Raw genomic sequence first — 16,606 nt, 5'->3', positions numbered from 1 at the left:
GCAACAAAGAGTAAATTGCCCCTAGGCAGAACCCAAGGGCAGCGCATGTTTGGCATTTATGCTGCGTTATCGCCTATTTATGGGGAATAACCACACTACATAGGCTCTGCCTTGCTTAAATACCAAACACACTGCTGCAAATTTAACCTCGAAAGATCAACAGCCCCTAGGGCCGTTGACCACATTCTATTAAAAGTTGTAATCGAAACGCAGTGAGAATTTACGTGGGCTGCCGTACCGGTACTGGTTATAAAAACCAATTTGATTGTAGTAAGTTTTATCAAACAGGTTATCTATATTAGCGCTAATGGCTATTTGATCATTGAGCTGATAACTGGCCATTAAACTGGCTACTCCATAAGCTGACTGCTCTACTTCAACATTACCAAGTACTGGGTTTTTAACGTCATCATAACTGCGGCTCTGCCAGCGGTAGCCACCACCGATTTTAACACCTTTTAAATAACTACTTAGTCGATAGCTAGTGAAAAGCTTGTATTGATCTTTAGGGTTAGTGGTATTGAGCGGTTTTGTATCGTGGGTTTCGCCTTTACTATGAGTGTAGCCAACATAAAGATCCCAATTATCAGTTAAGCTCCCGTTGAGTTCAAATTCGTAACCTTCTGTTACGGTGCCATCTATAGGTCGATAGATAGCCTGCATGGTCTCAGGAATACTCTCACCTATGTATACACCTAAGTTATCTTGCTGGATTTCAAATGCTGACAAAGAGATATCAACGCGATCAGCAATTAATGACGCTTTAATACCTATTTCATAGTTTTTGCCTTTAATTGGTTCAAGGTAATCACCGTTGGCATCTACTCGACTTTGTGGAGTGAATATATCGGTATAGTTGGCATAAAGTGCCCAGCTATCAGTTAGCGAGTAAGTGGCACCTAAATAATTTGTGAGTTCGTTATTTAATTTAAAGTCGTGCTCACTACCAAAATTATCTTGATTGGTTTGCCAGCGATTTAAGCGGCTCCCTAAAATGAATGCAAGTTGATTCGTTATATTAAGCTGGGAAGCAAAGTAGAGCGCATCTTGTTTGGTTGTGCCATATGAACCATAAGCCGAATTTTGCTGCCAAATTGGTTTAGGGTAGTCGTAATTTGGGGTTGTAAAATCCCCAATAACACCGGCGCTTTGTTGTGCTGGGAAATACGGTGTAGAGAACGTTTGCTTTTGACTATTCCAGCCAAAGACTAATTGATGTGCTTGATTAAGCCAATCAAAGTGACCCGTAAGCTCTAGTTCATAAGTTCGCTGAATACGCTTTGCATCAATATAGTTAAGCGAACCGAGCGTCATACCTATATTTGTTTTTGGATCAGGGTGACCCTTCGCCCACATAACATCATAATGTAAGTCATTATTACCATAAACGTAACTAGCGCTTAGCTGCCAATCATTATTGAAATGGTGTTCTAAGCTAATAAAGCTATTTAATGCCTCGGTTTGTGACGATGCCCAGCTTGCTGCTGTAGACGTTTCTCGATCGTAATATGTACGACTACCGTCACTATAAAAAATAGGTAAACCACCTGACATTGTTCCTTGTGGATCCGTTGTTTGATGATCAATTGCAATCGTAAATAAGGTGCTATCGGTGAAGTCTGCTTCTACAATACCGTACACAGTATTACGACTTTGACTAAATCGATCTTGATATGACTCTTGCTCTTGATACGCAACAACTGCACGAGCACGAACACTCTCAGTGTTATTTATGCTACCGGAGATATCAACAACTCCTCTATATTGTTGCCAAGAACCAATAGAGGCGCTTACTTTTAATTGGTTGTTAACAGTAGGGCGTTTACGAATTAGGTTAATTGCGGCAGATGGGTTGCCCGCACCCAGCATTAAACCCGTTGCACCACGGACGACTTCAATTCGTTCGTAAATAGCGGTATCAGTTAAATTGTCACCATAGTTAAAACGGGTGTCATAAGTTGTAGCAATACCATCGTATAAAATACTGGTAACACTAATTCCTCGAGCAGAAATCGAAAACTTACCGTTATCCGCTTCTCTTGCATTGATGCCAGTAACACTGGTAATTGCTTCGATAGCGCTATTGAGCTGTTGATCAGCCATTAATTGACTCGTGATGGCAATAACAGATTGTGGGGTTTGCAGATGAGATAGGTCAAGGCCTGTTGCAGAGCTCATTGAGTTCGTTTTATAGCCACTATTTTTTTCACCAACAACAGTGAGCTTTTCAATGTCTTTTTTAACTTCGGCGTTTGCGTTTGGTGAAATTCCAGCAAGAAGAATACTAATAACACTACAATAGATAAGAGAAAGAGGTTTATTTAAAACAGGGCGTATCATTTTGAAAAAATCCATTTGTATTAAGAATAATGTGAAATTAACTTTTCACATAATGAAATACGTATTGAACTAAACCTTAAATATTTAAGTGGACTAACAATAACGATAAAAAGTGCTGTAATGGTGCTTCTATACAGAATAACTAATACAGCATTAATACCAATGAGCAATATTACTTAATCAATTTCAGGGATTAAATCTGACGCTAACAGCGTTAAAAATTCTGATATAGAACAATTGAATAACGAATTTTTTCCTTGTTATCGACATGATTTTCTTGCCTCAAAATAGAACGCTTAATTAAGCAAATTGGTATAAGTTCTAATTTTCTCGAATTCATATCAATCAGTATAAAAACCGTGAATAATTTAACGGATCAAAGCAAATACTAACATCGTGAAAACTTTATTTAGCTAGTTAGATTGCGATTATCTTATTGTTAAATAGCTCCCGCACTTATATCGATTGGCATTATTTGTTGGCCATCAAAAAGCTTAGTGCAATTTGTATCGTTGATGTTTGATTATCAAACAACGTGAGGGTAATAGATTTAAGCGCGCAAGTAAATGCTTTTGAGATTGATTCGTATTTGTTTTTGTGGTTTTCTATACATAAACTATGCATAGAAAACAAAGGAGGTTTTTTATAAAAAGATTGCGCTAACCTGAAACAGTTTTTCTACTACGTTAATGTGCTTTTTATCGATTAAAAACATAATAACGTGATCGCCCGATAAAATAATGGTGTCGTCGTGAGCAATAAGCACATCGTCATTACGCACTATTGCACCTATGGTGGTACCCGCAGGGAGTTTTATAGCAGCGATAGCCCGGCCAACGACCTTTGATGTATTTTCATCACCATGGGCAACGGCTTCAATCGCTTCGGCGGCACCTTTACGTAGTGAATACACGTTAACGATATCACCACGGCGTACGTGTGTTAATAACGCTGATATCGTTGCTTGTTGTGGAGAGATGGCAATGTCTATTTCGCCGCCCTGTACTAAGTCAACGTAAGCGCCACGCTGAATAAGCACCATGGTTTTTTGTGCGCCCATACGTTTTGCAAGCATGGCCGACATAATATTTGCTTCATCGTCGTTGGTTACGGCAATAAATACATCAACTTGTTCAATATGCTCTTCTGAGAGTAGTTCTTGATCAGATGCATCACCACAAAACACGACTGTGTTGTCGAGCATTTCAGATAGTTGCTCAGCACGCTCTTTACTGCGTTCAATGAGTTTAACGGTGTGATTTTTTTCAAGTGAGCGAGCAAGGCCTGCGCCAATATTACCACCACCCGCTATCATAATTTTTTTGTAAGAGCGTTCCAGTTTTTGTAGTTCGTTCATTACAGCGCGTATATGTTTTGTCGCGGCAATGAAAAACACTTCATCATCGGCTTCAATGACCGTTGTACCCAGTGGTTTAATTGCTTTACCTTGGCGATAAATAGCGGCAACGCGAGTTTCTACATTAGGAATGTGCTCTTTAAGTGCAGATAACGCATAGCCTACTAGCAAACCACCATAGTAAGCTTTTACGGCGACTAATGAGAGCATACCATCGGCAAACTGCAAGACTTGCAATGCACCAGGGTAGTCAATTAAGCGACGAATATATTTGGTCACCAGTGCTTCGGGGGCAATGTAGTGATCGATTGGTAAATCATCGTTTTGAAATAGTTTTTCACGGTATTTTAAATATTGCTCAGAACGAATTCGGGCAATTTTTGTAGGGGTTTTAAAAATACTGTAAGCGACTTGGCATGCAACCATGTTTACTTCGTCTGAACTGGTTACCGCTATAATCATATCAGCATCTTCTGCACCAGCACGACGTAATACGTCAGGATGAGCGCTGTGGCCCATCACCCCTTGTAAGTCGTACTTATCTTGGAGTTCACGTAAACGGTTACCATCTATATCAACAACGGTTATTTCGTTTTGCTCACCGACTAAGTTTTCAGCTAGTGTGGCACCAACTTGCCCAGCACCGAGTATGATTATTTTCATTATTTACCAGTGTTATAAGTAGCTATTCAAAGCCATTTTAATTAAAAAATGGCTAATTATCGAAAGTATTTAAGCTAAACTATTTAGACTTTTTCACTAATTTCGCATAATAAAAGCCATCACTTTCGCCAGGCAGTAATTGTAGCCCTGGTGTTGTAATAGTGTCTTTATCATGAAGAGGAATATGCTCTACGTCGTCGTTATTAGCCAAAAACTTAGCAACTTGTTGTTGGTTTTCCTGTGGAAGAACCGAACACGTAGCATATACCAATGTACCACCTGGTTTTAAAAGTGGCCAAATGCTATTGAGTATATCGCCTTGAAGTGCGGCTAAATCTACAATGTCTGATGCGCGACGAAGCCATTTTATATCTGGATGGCGACGAATAACGCCAGTTGCAGAACAAGGTACGTCTAATAAAATACGATCAAACTGTTGATCATCCCACCATGTGTGCGGTTGCGAGGCATCGCCACATTGTAGGTCTGCACCTAAGCCAATACGCGTTAAGTTTTGCTTAACACGTTCAAGGCGAGTTGCATCGCTATCGAGTGCAAGTACGTCTGCATCAGCAAGCTCTAATATGTGACATGTTTTACCGCCAGGTGCTGCACAGGCATCTAAAATAGTGTCGCCATCTTTTGGTTCTAAAAAGCGTGCTGCAAGTTGTGCTGCGGCATCTTGTACTGAACATGCACCTGTATCAAACTCAGGCAATGAAAATACATCACGCGGTTTAACAAGCTTAATCCCATCTATAAAGTCAGGGTTTAAGGTGTGTTCTATATCGTTCGCCGTTAGCATATCGCTGTATTCTTGCGTGCTATATTGTGCTTGATTTACACGTAACCACATAGGTGCTTGTTGTTGGTTTTCTGCAAGTAAGTCTTCCCAGCTATCAGGGTAGGCTTCTTTTACTTGTTTAATAAACCAATTTGGGTGGTTGTATAAACATACCGGAATAAGCTTCGCTTTTTCTTCAAGCTCAACTTGTTGGCGTTGAAAACTACGTAAAATAGCGTTAATAAGCCCTTTTAAACCTAAAGCACGTAGTTGAGCCAGTGCATTCACTGTTTCTGAGATTGCTGCATGTGGCGGTACACGCATGTGTTGTAGCTGATAAATACCTACATACAATAAAAATTGAAATATTCTGCGCTTACCTTTCAGTGGATCTTCCACTAAATGTTGGCAGTAGTTTTCAAGGCTAGGTAAGTAGCGTAAAACGCCATAACAAATTTGTTGCAGTAGCGCTTTGTCTTTTGGTGGCAAGCCTTGGCTAGCAAATGGCAGTTCTTGATTAAGCGAAGCGCCTTTATCAACTACGTTATATAAAGTTTCAGCGGCAAGCGCTCGTACGTTTTGGACATTACTCATTATTTTCGCCTAATACTGTGCCAGGGGTAACCCAGTCACCACGACCATTTAAGAAGTCGTTAATTGCCATTGGTTTTTTACCTTGCGGTTGTAATTGCGTAATACACAAAGCATGTTCACCACACGCTACTACAACGCCATTTTTATCGCTTGATAAAATTTGTCCTGGATTGCCCGATTGCAGCACAACCTGCGCTTGGTAAACCTTTACTGTTTGCTCGCTCATTTGAGTAAAGCACACCGGCCATGGGTTAAAAGAGCGAATGTTTCGCTCAATTTGCAGCGCACTCATAGACCAGTCTATATTTGCTTCCTCTTTAGAAAGCTTTTTAGCATAGTTAGCAAGTTCATCATTTTGAGGTTCTGGTGTGATCTCGCCATTCGCTAGTTTGTTAATGGTTTCAATTAACGCGTCTGGGCCTAGCTCAGCAAGCTTTGTATATAAACTAGCGCTAGTTTCTGTCGTGTTAATAGGACAGCGACTAATATGCAACATATCGCCGGTATCTAAGCCTTCATCCATTTGCATTATTGTTACGCCGGTTTGCTTATCACCCGCCCAAATAGCGCGTTGAATAGGTGCCGCACCGCGCCAGCGCGGTAATATAGAGCCATGCACATTTAAACAACCTAAGCGTGGGGCTTCTAATATCGCTTTAGGTAAAATTAAGCCATATGCTACAACAATCATAATGTCGGCATTTAAGCTTGTTAGTTCTGCTAATGCTTCATCATTTTTTAATGATTGTGGCTGAAAAACAGGGAGGTTGTGCTCAAGCGCTAGCTCTTTTACTTCACTGGCTTTTAGTTTTTTACCTCGACCAGCAGGGCGGTCGGGTTGGCTGTATACACCAACAATTTTATGTTCGCTTTGTATCAGCGCTTGTAAATGACGTGCGGCAAAGTCCGGCGTACCGGCAAATATAATGCGTAATGGTTGAGTCACTGAGTTTTCCTAAGGTGCTTATTACTGTTCTGCAAATTTAGCTTCTTTTTCAAGCTTTTTACGAATACGTTGGCGCTTTAATGGTGATAAGTAATCAATGAACAATTTACCTTGCAGGTGATCTAGTTCATGTTGAATACAAATAGCCAGTAATTCGTCTGCATCTAGTACAAACTCTTCACCGTTTTCGTTAAGTGCGGAGACTGTTACTGTTTCTGCGCGGTCAACTTTTGCATACGAATTAGGCACTGATAAACAGCCTTCTTCGCTAATGGTTGAGCCATCTTTTTTGATGATTTGTGGGTTAATTAATACCAGAGACTCATTTCGCTCTTCTGATACATCAATCACAACAATTCTTTGATGAATGTCTACTTGCGTAGCAGCTAGTCCGATGCCATTTTCATCATACATAGTTTCCAGCATGTCTTTAACAATTTGGCGTACTTGGTCATCAACTTGCACAACTTCTGTTGCTATTGTACGTAAACGCTCATCCGGAAATCTTAAAACTTCTAACCTAGCCATAGTTACCTTTTTCACTTGTGCTTAATTTAGGGTATTGTATGCTCTTATTTTAGCCATTCACGTTCACCTTTAACAGGTTTTGGTCAATAATAATGAAAAAACAATATGAGGAAGCTCAATGAAATCTCCGTTAGTCGCAGCCATGTTTGCATTAAGTGCTGCTTTTCCTGCAATTGCTGATGTGCTCGAAATAAAAAAAGATGCACCAAAACAGTATGTTGTAAAAAAAGGAGACACGCTTTGGGGAATTTCTGATATTTATTTGAGCGATTCATGGCTATGGCCAAAGTTATGGGAAATGAATTCTCATATTAGTAACCCTCACCTAATTTATCCTGGGGATGCACTTACTTTAGTTTATGATGCAGGTGGAACACCTCGCTTAGTGTTAAATAAAGCTTACAAAAAGCTTTCGCCAAAAGGTTATATTACTGCTAAAGGTAAAGATGCAGTGACGACTTTGCCGTTAGAATTAATTAAACCTTATCTAACTTATGAGCAGGCGCTTAATAACGAAGAAATAGATGGGAAACCCTATGTATTAGGTGCCAACCAAAACACGAAGACTCAAACTCTCGATCACATTTTATATGTTAATGGCGATTTAAAGCTTAATCAGGCTTATGCTATTTACCACAAAGGTGAGGCTTACACCGATCCAGATACAAATGAAATATTAGCTAACCGAGCAAGTTATGCCGGCATGGCTCGTGTATTTAGACGGGGCGATATTAGTAATGGCATTCCTTCATCAGTGAGGGTTGAATCGGTTAAGCGAGAAATTAAACAAGGTGATTTTTTATTACCTGCTATGCAGGGACAAACGTTACCCGCATATTTTAATATGCATAGACCTAAACAGCCTTTAGAGGGAAAAGTGATAGCCTCTGCTAATCATGTTAGAGAATTCAGCACAATGGATATTGTGGTGCTAAACTTAGGGGCAGAACAACAAATTGAACCAGGTCATGTGTTAGATATTGAGCGCCAATCGCCTGGTGTAATTGATGGGCAACGAGGCCCTCGTTACCCAGAGGATTCAAGTAAGTTAGAAAGGCTTATATCAAGTACGAGTGAGCTTTTAGGGTTAGAGCCAGACGAAAATAGCACTGTGTGGTCTATGCCAAAAGAAAAAGTTGGCGAGTTAATAGTATTTAAAGTGTATGACAAAGTTAGCTATGCATTAATTACTAAAAACCAGCACCCAATTCGCGTTGGAGATTTTGCAGTTATTCATTAAGAAGTAGCGAGTCGGTGCTCTAGGAGAGAGCATGGATCAGTCATCTGGCAAGCTAGCCCACTGGCTTGCCTTTTATATGTGTAAAGGGTTAGGTATAAAAACTCTTTTAGCATTATCTACAAATCATTCCCTTGAGTCGTTATTCGACTTATCTCATGATCAGCTTTTGCAGCTTGGATTAACTAATAATCAAGCTAGTAACTTACTTAATACTAATTGGCAGCAAGTAAGTCATTATGAGCAATTAATTGCACAGCATCATATCATTGCAGTGTGTATTTTTGACGCGCTTTATCCTGAAGATCTCCGGCAGATAGCAAGTGCTCCTTTATTACTCTTTTGTAGGGGGGATGTCTCGTTATTATCTACTCCACAAATTGCAATTGTAGGGAGTCGTAATGCCACACCTACCGGGCTTGAAATAGCATCAGAGTTTGCATACGAGTTAACTCTAGCGGGTATTACGGTTACTTCAGGTATGGCCAGAGGTATAGATGGCGCTGCACATAAAGGCTCGCTTGCAGGTACTGGTAAAACCATCGCAGTGCTCGGTACTGGAGTTGATATTTACTATCCTAAGCGTCATAAACTATTAACAGACCAAGTTTTAGAAAGCGGCCTATTGGTGAGTGAATTTTTACCAGGCACAGCAGCTCATGCACATAATTTTCCACGTCGTAATCGTATTATATCTGGGCTCGCGTTAGGTGTGCTTATTGTTGAGGCTGAAATTAAAAGCGGTTCACTAATAACAGTTCGTTATGCGTTAGAGCAAAATAAGGAGGTGTTTGCTGTACCTGGATCAATTAAGAATCCGTTAGCGCAGGCTAGCCACTTTTTAATAAAGCAAGGTGCTAAATTGGTAGAAAATGTAACCGATATTCTTGATGAAGTGAGTTTCACTTATCAAGAAGATATATATACTAAAGAGCAGTCTATTCAAGTTTATTCTCAATGCGAAGTTTTAAATAGTATAGGGTTTGAAGTAACTAGCGTAGACGATATTGTGCGTCGTGCGCAGTGGCCAATAGATAAAGTACTCGCTAGGTTGCTCGACTTAGAGTTAGACGATCAGATAGAGCGAGTGTTAGACGGTTATATTAAGTTAAGCGCAGGGAAGTAATATGTTTGATATTCTTATGTATCTTTTTGAAAATTACATTCATAGTGAAGCGGATATTTTTGCAGAGCAAAATGAGCTAACCGATGAGTTATTACGTGCGGGCTTTAATAAGCCAGAAATATTCAAAGCGCTCGACTGGCTAGAGCAATTAGCCGATTTACAACACAACGATGAATCTCCCTATCTTATAGCGAATCCTCAACACGCAATGCGTATATTTACTGAAAGCGAATGCCAAAGGCTGAGTGTTGAATGCCGCAGTTTTTTAATGTTCATTGAGCAAATAGGGGTTATTAATAGTGTGACTCGCGAAATGGTAATGGATCGCTTAGCCGCACTTGATAAATTAAACATAAGTTTAGAGGACTTAAAATGGATTGTGCTTATGGTGTTATTTAATGTCCCCGGTTCAGAAAAGGCATATGAACAAATGGAGGATTTAATTTTTGATGAACCCAGCGAGCTTCTTCATTAATAATTACCTTTAGTAAATTACTCAGGTTACTTAAACGGATAAGCACACCATTACTTGTATCTTTAAGTGGTTTGGGTATATTAGGCGAAAATTCACTAACCCTTTAGGATCACCATGAGTAAAATCGACCATTCGCTTTTCTCGGCGAACAAACACGCCCTCGAAAAAGAATACGAGATATGCCCGCAGTGTGGTTCAGAATTAGTGATCCGCAATAGTAAGTCTGGCCCATTCTTAGGTTGCGCAAGTTACCCTAAATGCGACTTTATTAGACCGCTGGCACATCACGACAGTAACGAAATAAAAATTCTTGAAGATTCAGCATGCCCTGAATGCAGTAAACCGCTGGTGGTTAAAAATGGTCGTTACGGGATGTTTATTGGATGCACTGGGTATCCGCAGTGCCACTACATTGCTAACGAAAACGAAGAAAAACAAAATGAAGAAGTGTTACCAAGTTGCCCTAAATGCAAAAAAGGTCACTTAGTCGCGCGTAGTAATAAGTTTGGTAAAGTGTTTTATTCTTGTGATTGCTACCCAAGCTGTAAATACACGCTTAATAATAAACCGGTTGAACACTCGTGTCCTGAATGCAACTGGCCAATCGTCATAGAAAGAAATATGGCAAATGGTACACTATTGCAATGCCCACAAAAAAGTTGCATGCATAAGCTTGCCTCAACTGAATAACGTTTAATTATTTCTGGAGACTATTTTGTCAGACGTTTCAAATACGCCCACTGCAATAACATGCTTAACGCAAGGCGAAGTTATTTTATACCCAACCGAAGCTGTATATGGTTTAGGTTGCGATCCAGATAATCAACAAGCCGTTGAAGCACTATTAGCAATTAAGCAGCGACCAGTCGAAAAAGGCCTTATTTTAATTGCTGATAACTATGGGCAATTATTAAAATACGTAGATGACGCAAAAATACCGATGGATAAACGCGCTGATATTTTTTCGAGTTGGCCTGCTGCAATTACGTGGGTTATGCCTGCTTCTAAAAACACACCAAAATGGTTAACAGGGCAGTTTGATACTATCGCAGTAAGAGTAACAAACCATCCAACAGTAAAACGTTTGTGCCAAGAGTTTGGCAAACCGCTGGTATCAACCAGTGCAAACTTAACAGGTCAAGAAACGGTCACTAGTATTGAGCAAGCTAAAACGCAATTTGCAGAGCAAGTTGGTTTTTATGTTGACGAGCCGTTAGGTGGTAATACTCAACCAAGCACAATTAAAGATGCCATGACTGGAAAAATATTTAGAGGTTAATATGCACAGCGAATTATTAGATCAAGTAAAAGCATACTTTATGGCTTTGCAAGACACTATTTGCCAAGGTTTAGAAGCAGCAGATGGCAGTGCCAAATTTATAGAAGATAATTGGCAACGAACAGAAGGCGGTGGTGGCCGTACACGTGTAACCACAAATGGCACAGTAATAGAGCAAGGTGGAGTTAACTACTCACACGTATTTGGTGCTTCAATGCCAGGCTCTGCAACAGCGCATAGACCTGAGCTTGCAGGGCGCAGCTTTCATGCATGCGGTGTGTCGTTAGTTATTCATCCAAAAAACCCACATGTGCCAACCAGCCATGCCAACGTACGTTTTTTTATAGCCGAAAAAGCAGGCGAAGAGCCAATATGGTGGTTTGGTGGTGGGTTTGACCTCACTCCTTTTTACCCCGTATTAGAAGATGTACAACATTGGCATCAAGTTGCTCACGATCTGTGTGCGCCATTTGGCGGTGAAGTTTATCCAAAATACAAAACATGGTGCGACGAGTATTTTTATTTAAAACACAGAGATGAAACACGAGGCGTAGGTGGTTTGTTTTTTGACGATTTAAACGAACTAGGCTTTGAAAAGAGTTTTGCGTTTATGCAATCTGTGGGTAATGGCTTTTTAGATGCCTATTTACCTATTATTGAGCGTCGTAAAAATGATGAGTACACAGCGCAACAACGTGATTTTCAACTTTACCGTCGCGGACGCTATGTAGAATTTAACCTAGTATGGGACCGAGGCACGTTATTTGGCTTACAAAGTGGTGGACGTACAGAATCTATATTAATGTCTATGCCACCACTGGCACGCTGGGAATATAATTTCAAACCAGAGCAAGGTAGTCCAGAAGCTAATTTATATCAGTACTACTTACGACCACAAGAGTGGCTAAGCAGTGAGCCTGTACAATTGATTGCTCGAGACTGGCAATTGTAATAACAAGGCGCTAATCTACTGGCCTATTGCAAGTAAATTCAACGCAGTTAGCGCTGCAAATAGCTGCTCGAGATAGATTTATTATCCAGAGTTCAGGTTATTTAGCGCCTTGTTTTTTAAGTTAATTTAAAACGCCTGACTTGCTCATCTAGCGAACGGGCAAGTGATAATAGTTCTTCACTTACTTTTTGATTATCGTTGGCATCCACTAATGATCGCTCCGCATTATCGCTAATGGCTACCACACTTTGGTTTATTTCTTCCGCAGCTAAGCTTTGTTGTTCTGTTGCATCCGCTATTTGCACATTAAGCTGATTGATTTCACTCATTTGAGAGGAAATATCTTTTAAAGCTTGTGCGACTTTTTTTACTTGTTGCGCTCTATCGTCTGCTTCTTCACATGAGTTACTCATCATTGTTACTGTGTGCGACGCTTCCGATTGCAGTTTGTCAATTGTGCGTTTAATTTCGTCAGTAGAATCATGGGTACGTGTTGCTAAAGTGCGTACTTCATCGGCGACAACGGCAAAACCTCGACCTGTTTCTCCCGCTCGAGCCGCTTCTATTGCGGCATTAAGTGCAAGTAGATTTGTTTGTTCGGCAATGCTACTGATCACTTCAAGTATTTTTCCTACTTCTAAAGTTTGTGCCTGCAGCTGGCTTACTTGTTGGGCTGCGCTGCGAACATCATCTGCAAGTTGATTTATGCTTATCTCAGTATGCTCAGCAACACGCAAACTTTGTTGTGCTAGCAGATTACTACTTTCTGACTTTTCGGAAGCAAAGTGAGTGGTATTTTTAACTTCGTTAGAAGAGCTTTCAAGCTCATTAATTGCAGCGGCAACAGAGTCTGTCCCTTGCTTTTGACTCAAAATTGCTTGTTCAGTCGCATCGGCTGATGCATAGATGGCTTCGGCAGAATGAATGAGCACTTTTGAAGAGTGTGAAACTTGCGCAATATTTTCTTTAAAGGTGGATATCATCTGGTTAAAGCTATTTGCTAAAGAGCTTAACTCATCGTTATTGTTATCCTCAATTTTGAGACTTAAATCATTATTGCTGGTGGCGAGATGCATCATGCGATCAATGTTATTAAGACGTTTAATAAATATTCTTCTAAAAAGTAAACCCAGCAACAAAAAAGCAGTGATAAAGAGTGTTGATAGCAGGGCTGTATTAATAAGTGTATTACGAGTTACAGCTGTTTCAATATCTGCGAGGGAATAACTGATTTTTACTACACCTAATACATCACCTTCTTGTGCTTGATGGCAGCCAAGACAGTTAGTCCCTTTATGATCACTACTTGCAAGCATCGGCTTTAAGTATGTCATATAGCGAGTACCTTGTTGCTGTTCGATAAAAAGATCTTCTTTGCCTTCAAGCGCTGCAATTTCTGCATCATTACTCGGGGTTTGGTTAGCAGCGCCTAATCCATAGAGCTTGTTTACAATAGGGCTGCGGATTATATGTGCGTCTTCAATGTTGGGATGGTTACGTAATTTACTGCTTAGTATTTCACGATTCGCCATTGTGCCAGTCAACATCATGGTGTTGATGGAATCAAAGTAGTTATCAGCAAGTAACTTAATATTGCTAGCGATTGTTTCCTGAGCAAGTGTGTGCTGTTGATTAGAACTGCTGATCAGGCTTGCACAAAGTACCAGCACACCCGTCAGTGCTAGCAGTGCATAAATTTTATGTTGAATTAATTTCACGTGCGTAATGCTCTCCCAAACAAGATAGCGTTATTATCTGTATTTGGAAGAATGAGGCATTGATATAGCGCAAACTTAAAAGATTAAAGTAACTGTTGTTCAGTTTTAATGTTGATTAATCATATGACTTGCTAATTGACCAAACGATTGCTTCAAGCCTTCTCGTAATAAAGGATTATCTATTTCAATATCAAGTGCTTTATTCATGCAATGCATCCATTGATCACGCAGGTCTTGATCAACAGGGAATGGCATGTGGCGTTTACGAAGCATTGGATGGCCATGTTTTTCAACAAATAAGTCTGGTCCACCTAACCAACCCGATAAAAATTCAAAAAACACTTGGCGAATTCGATCTAATGGCAGAGGATGCATATTATATAATGGTTTAGCGTATTCATCGGTCTCCATTATGTCGTAGAATCTATTAGAAATAGCACGAGCTCCTGTCTCTCCACCTATTATTTCGTAAGGTGTTTTTTCTGGCGTAGGTGCTTGTGTTACTGATACCGATTTAGATTTTGAAAAAAGTCGTTTAATCATATTATTTATCATCGTTAATAGGCAGTATATAGCTGCAAAGAGGTTGCTTTAAAATGGACAAATATGCGGTTTTTGGAAATCCAATTAAACATTCAAAATCCCCCGCGATACATAAACAATTTGCAGCCTCATTGGGTGAACAAATCGACTACCGCGCAATTTTAGCACCTATCGATAGTTTTGAAAAAACAGTATTGTCTTTTTTTGATCAAGGTGGCAAAGGGGCAAATGTGACCATGCCGTTTAAAGAGCAAGCCTATGCAATAGCAAGTGAGCTTACGCCATTAGCTAAAATAGTCGGGGCCGTTAATACGCTAAAAAAACGAGATGATGGCACATTATTAGGTGATAACACCGATGGTGTTGGTTTTATAAATGATTTACTCGCTAATAAAGTAGCCATTACTAATAAGCGAATTTTAATTATTGGTGCGGGTGGGGCTGCCCGAGGTGTTATTTTACCTTTACTAGAGCATAACCCTCAGGAAATAATAATCGTTAATCGCACCGCACAAAAAGCAAAAGAACTCGCAGAGCTGTTTGCTCAATACGGGTCTGTATCAGCCTTCGGTTTTAATGATTTACCAGTAAGCAATTACTCACTAATTATAAACTCTACGTCTAGCAGTATGAATAATGAGTTGCCAGCACTCGATGAAAAACACATAACTAACTGTGAAGTCGCTTATGACATGTTTTATTCACTACAAAATACCATTTTTATGAATTGGGTTGCGCAGCACAACATTAACGCTAAGCTTTTAGATGGCAGCGGTATGTTAGTGGGTCAGGCTGCTCAAGCATATTATGTGTGGCGTAATAAAATGCCAAAAATACTCCCCGTAGTTGATGCGCTTAAACAAGGAACGCTTAAATGAATCAGGCAATACAATTTATAGATAGGCTAGAGTTTAGAGAGCCCGATCATCAGTTAGTCTTTTTTGCACAAGTCAGTGGCATGCTGGTGGAGTGTGTAATAGCAGTAAATACACTTAAATTAACAGATGAAAGCCATGCAACAGAGTATTTTGAACAATACCGTTTTGATTACGAAGAACGTGCCGAGCAACTCATCGAAGAAGAGAGCTATAACTCGGCAGGTCAAATAGATGTCAGTTTATTGAGCTTCAGCTAAATACTCATCTTTAAGTAAAACGTAGTTATTGGCGGATACTTTTAAAAAGGCAAGTTCTTGTTCTGTAAGAGGGCGGGCTTGTTTAGCTGGACTTCCTACATATAAGTATCCCGACTCTAAACGTTTATTTGGTGGCACTAACGAGCCGCCACCAATAATAACATCGTCTTCAACAACCACGTTATCCATAATAATAGCGCCCATACCGACTAAAATGCGGTTTCCTAATACACAGCCATGCAACATCACTTTGTGACCCACAGTCACATCATCACCAATAATCAAAGGGTAGCCATCAGGGTTGCTTTTAGTTGCACGGGATAAATGTAATACACTGCCATCTTGTATATTGGTACGATCACCAATGCGTATATAGTTAACATCACCTCGTGCTGCGACCAATGGCCACACACTACAGTCAATGCCTAATGTAATATCACCGACTAGTATTGATGACTCATCAACATAAACAGACGCATTAAACGAAGGTGTTACACCTTTATAAGAACGGATTGCCATATTTGCACCTTTAAATAATAGTTTTTGTATTAATGAGTGTAACAGTAGCGCTAATTTAAGTACCGCTAAAGCATAATTTGATTATAAAACTATCAGTTTCGGGTGCTTTAGGTTAGTAACTGACCGAACAGCACTTTATTTACAGTTTTCTTAAAAAAGTGCTTGCGTAAAAATCTGTTCTCCCTATAATGCGACCCCACTGAGACGGGAAACGCCGAAGCATAGCAAGGCAGCAACGATTCAGAGAGTTACATAAAACTTCGGTTTTAAATCTTACAAAAGAAAGTTTAAAACTAAGTGTTGACTCGAAAAATAAAGGGTGTATTATTCGCATCCCTTGAGGCGCTAAAGCGACTCAAAACGTTCTTTAACAATATAAAGCAATCATCTGTGTGGGCACTCGTACAGAT

General features: G+C 39.9%; 16 protein-coding genes. 8 read left to right on the top strand and 8 right to left on the bottom strand.

The window, feature by feature from the left end:
- Positions 1-189: 189 nt before the first annotated feature.
- The 5 genes from PALI_RS01805 to def form a co-directional block, all read right to left on the bottom strand.
- On the bottom strand, positions 190-2,340 hold the full coding sequence (locus PALI_RS01805; RefSeq protein ID WP_226894476.1) for a TonB-dependent siderophore receptor: 2,151 nt from the start codon (positions 2,338-2,340) through the stop codon (positions 190-192).
- A 643-nt stretch (positions 2,341-2,983) separates the two neighbouring features.
- Complete coding sequence (trkA, locus tag PALI_RS01800; protein WP_193154678.1) at positions 2,984-4,360, bottom strand: Trk system potassium transporter TrkA; 1,377 nt, start codon at positions 4,358-4,360, stop codon at positions 2,984-2,986.
- Positions 4,361-4,439: 79 nt separating this feature from the next.
- A complete protein-coding gene (gene rsmB, locus PALI_RS01795; RefSeq protein WP_193154677.1) occupies positions 4,440-5,738 on the bottom strand; it encodes a 16S rRNA (cytosine(967)-C(5))-methyltransferase RsmB in 1,299 nt (432 codons plus the stop codon).
- Positions 5,731-6,684 carry a methionyl-tRNA formyltransferase gene (gene fmt, locus PALI_RS01790; protein ID WP_193154676.1) on the bottom strand — a complete coding sequence of 318 codons (954 nt, stop codon included), beginning with the start codon at positions 6,682-6,684 and terminating at the stop codon, positions 5,731-5,733. Before fmt ends, rsmB begins: the two co-directional genes overlap by 8 nt.
- A 21-nt stretch (positions 6,685-6,705) precedes the next feature.
- Positions 6,706-7,212 carry a peptide deformylase gene (def, locus tag PALI_RS01785; protein ID WP_193154674.1) on the bottom strand — a complete coding sequence of 169 codons (507 nt, stop codon included), beginning with the start codon at positions 7,210-7,212 and terminating at the stop codon, positions 6,706-6,708.
- A 118-nt stretch (positions 7,213-7,330) separates the two neighbouring features.
- Between def and PALI_RS01780 the strand changes: the two genes are divergently transcribed.
- The 6 genes from PALI_RS01780 to hemF all read left to right on the top strand — a co-directional run bounded on the left by PALI_RS01780 (position 7,331) and on the right by hemF (position 12,281).
- Complete coding sequence (locus tag PALI_RS01780) at positions 7,331-8,452, top strand: LysM peptidoglycan-binding domain-containing protein (RefSeq protein WP_193154672.1); 1,122 nt, start codon at positions 7,331-7,333, stop codon at positions 8,450-8,452.
- Between the two features lie 31 nt (positions 8,453-8,483).
- Positions 8,484-9,575, top strand: a complete 1,092-nt coding sequence (gene dprA / locus PALI_RS01775) for a DNA-processing protein DprA (RefSeq protein WP_193154670.1) — start codon at positions 8,484-8,486, stop codon at positions 9,573-9,575.
- Position 9,576: 1 nt separating this feature from the next.
- Positions 9,577-10,050 (top strand): DUF494 family protein, encoded by a 474-nt coding sequence (locus tag PALI_RS01770; RefSeq protein ID WP_138586671.1) that lies wholly within the window; start codon positions 9,577-9,579, stop codon positions 10,048-10,050.
- Positions 10,051-10,164: 114 nt separating this feature from the next.
- The gene (locus PALI_RS01765) at positions 10,165-10,740 is read left to right on the top strand and encodes a DNA topoisomerase family protein (RefSeq protein ID WP_193154667.1); all 576 of its coding nucleotides are present in this window, start codon (positions 10,165-10,167) and stop codon (positions 10,738-10,740) included.
- 25 nt (positions 10,741-10,765) lie between these two features.
- Positions 10,766-11,329 (top strand): L-threonylcarbamoyladenylate synthase, encoded by a 564-nt coding sequence (locus tag PALI_RS01760; protein WP_138586669.1) that lies wholly within the window; start codon positions 10,766-10,768, stop codon positions 11,327-11,329.
- Position 11,330: 1 nt separating this feature from the next.
- Positions 11,331-12,281, top strand: a complete 951-nt coding sequence (gene hemF / locus PALI_RS01755) for an oxygen-dependent coproporphyrinogen oxidase (protein ID WP_193154665.1) — start codon at positions 11,331-11,333, stop codon at positions 12,279-12,281.
- Positions 12,282-12,397: 116 nt separating this feature from the next.
- Here hemF and PALI_RS01750 read toward each other — a convergent pair whose 3' ends face one another.
- On the bottom strand, positions 12,398-13,999 hold the full coding sequence (locus PALI_RS01750) for a methyl-accepting chemotaxis protein (RefSeq protein ID WP_193154663.1): 1,602 nt from the start codon (positions 13,997-13,999) through the stop codon (positions 12,398-12,400).
- A gap of 105 nt (positions 14,000-14,104) precedes the next feature.
- Positions 14,105-14,542, bottom strand: a complete 438-nt coding sequence (locus tag PALI_RS01745) for a group II truncated hemoglobin (protein ID WP_182701888.1) — start codon at positions 14,540-14,542, stop codon at positions 14,105-14,107.
- Positions 14,543-14,595: 53 nt separating this feature from the next.
- Between PALI_RS01745 and aroE the strand changes: the two genes are divergently transcribed.
- Together aroE and PALI_RS01735 are read left to right on the top strand one after the other, a co-directional pair.
- The gene (gene aroE / locus PALI_RS01740; protein ID WP_193154661.1) at positions 14,596-15,420 is read left to right on the top strand and encodes a shikimate dehydrogenase; all 825 of its coding nucleotides are present in this window, start codon (positions 14,596-14,598) and stop codon (positions 15,418-15,420) included.
- Complete coding sequence (locus tag PALI_RS01735; protein WP_138586179.1) at positions 15,417-15,677, top strand: DUF1488 family protein; 261 nt, start codon at positions 15,417-15,419, stop codon at positions 15,675-15,677. The genes aroE and PALI_RS01735 overlap by 4 nt, the downstream gene beginning before the upstream one ends.
- On the opposite strand, the gene PALI_RS01730 is transcribed toward PALI_RS01735, so the two are convergent.
- Positions 15,660-16,196, bottom strand: coding sequence for a gamma carbonic anhydrase family protein (locus PALI_RS01730; protein ID WP_193154659.1), 537 nt, complete (start codon positions 16,194-16,196; stop codon positions 15,660-15,662). The two genes, PALI_RS01735 and PALI_RS01730, sit on opposite strands and share 18 nt — an antisense overlap.
- Positions 16,197-16,606 lie beyond the last annotated feature (410 nt).

The organism is Pseudoalteromonas aliena SW19 (genome assembly GCF_014905615.1).
Classification (GTDB): Bacteria; Pseudomonadota; Gammaproteobacteria; order Enterobacterales; family Alteromonadaceae; genus Pseudoalteromonas; species Pseudoalteromonas aliena.
Note: the sequence above shows the minus strand (reverse complement) of the source record. Positions and strands in the feature narration are given on the sequence as shown.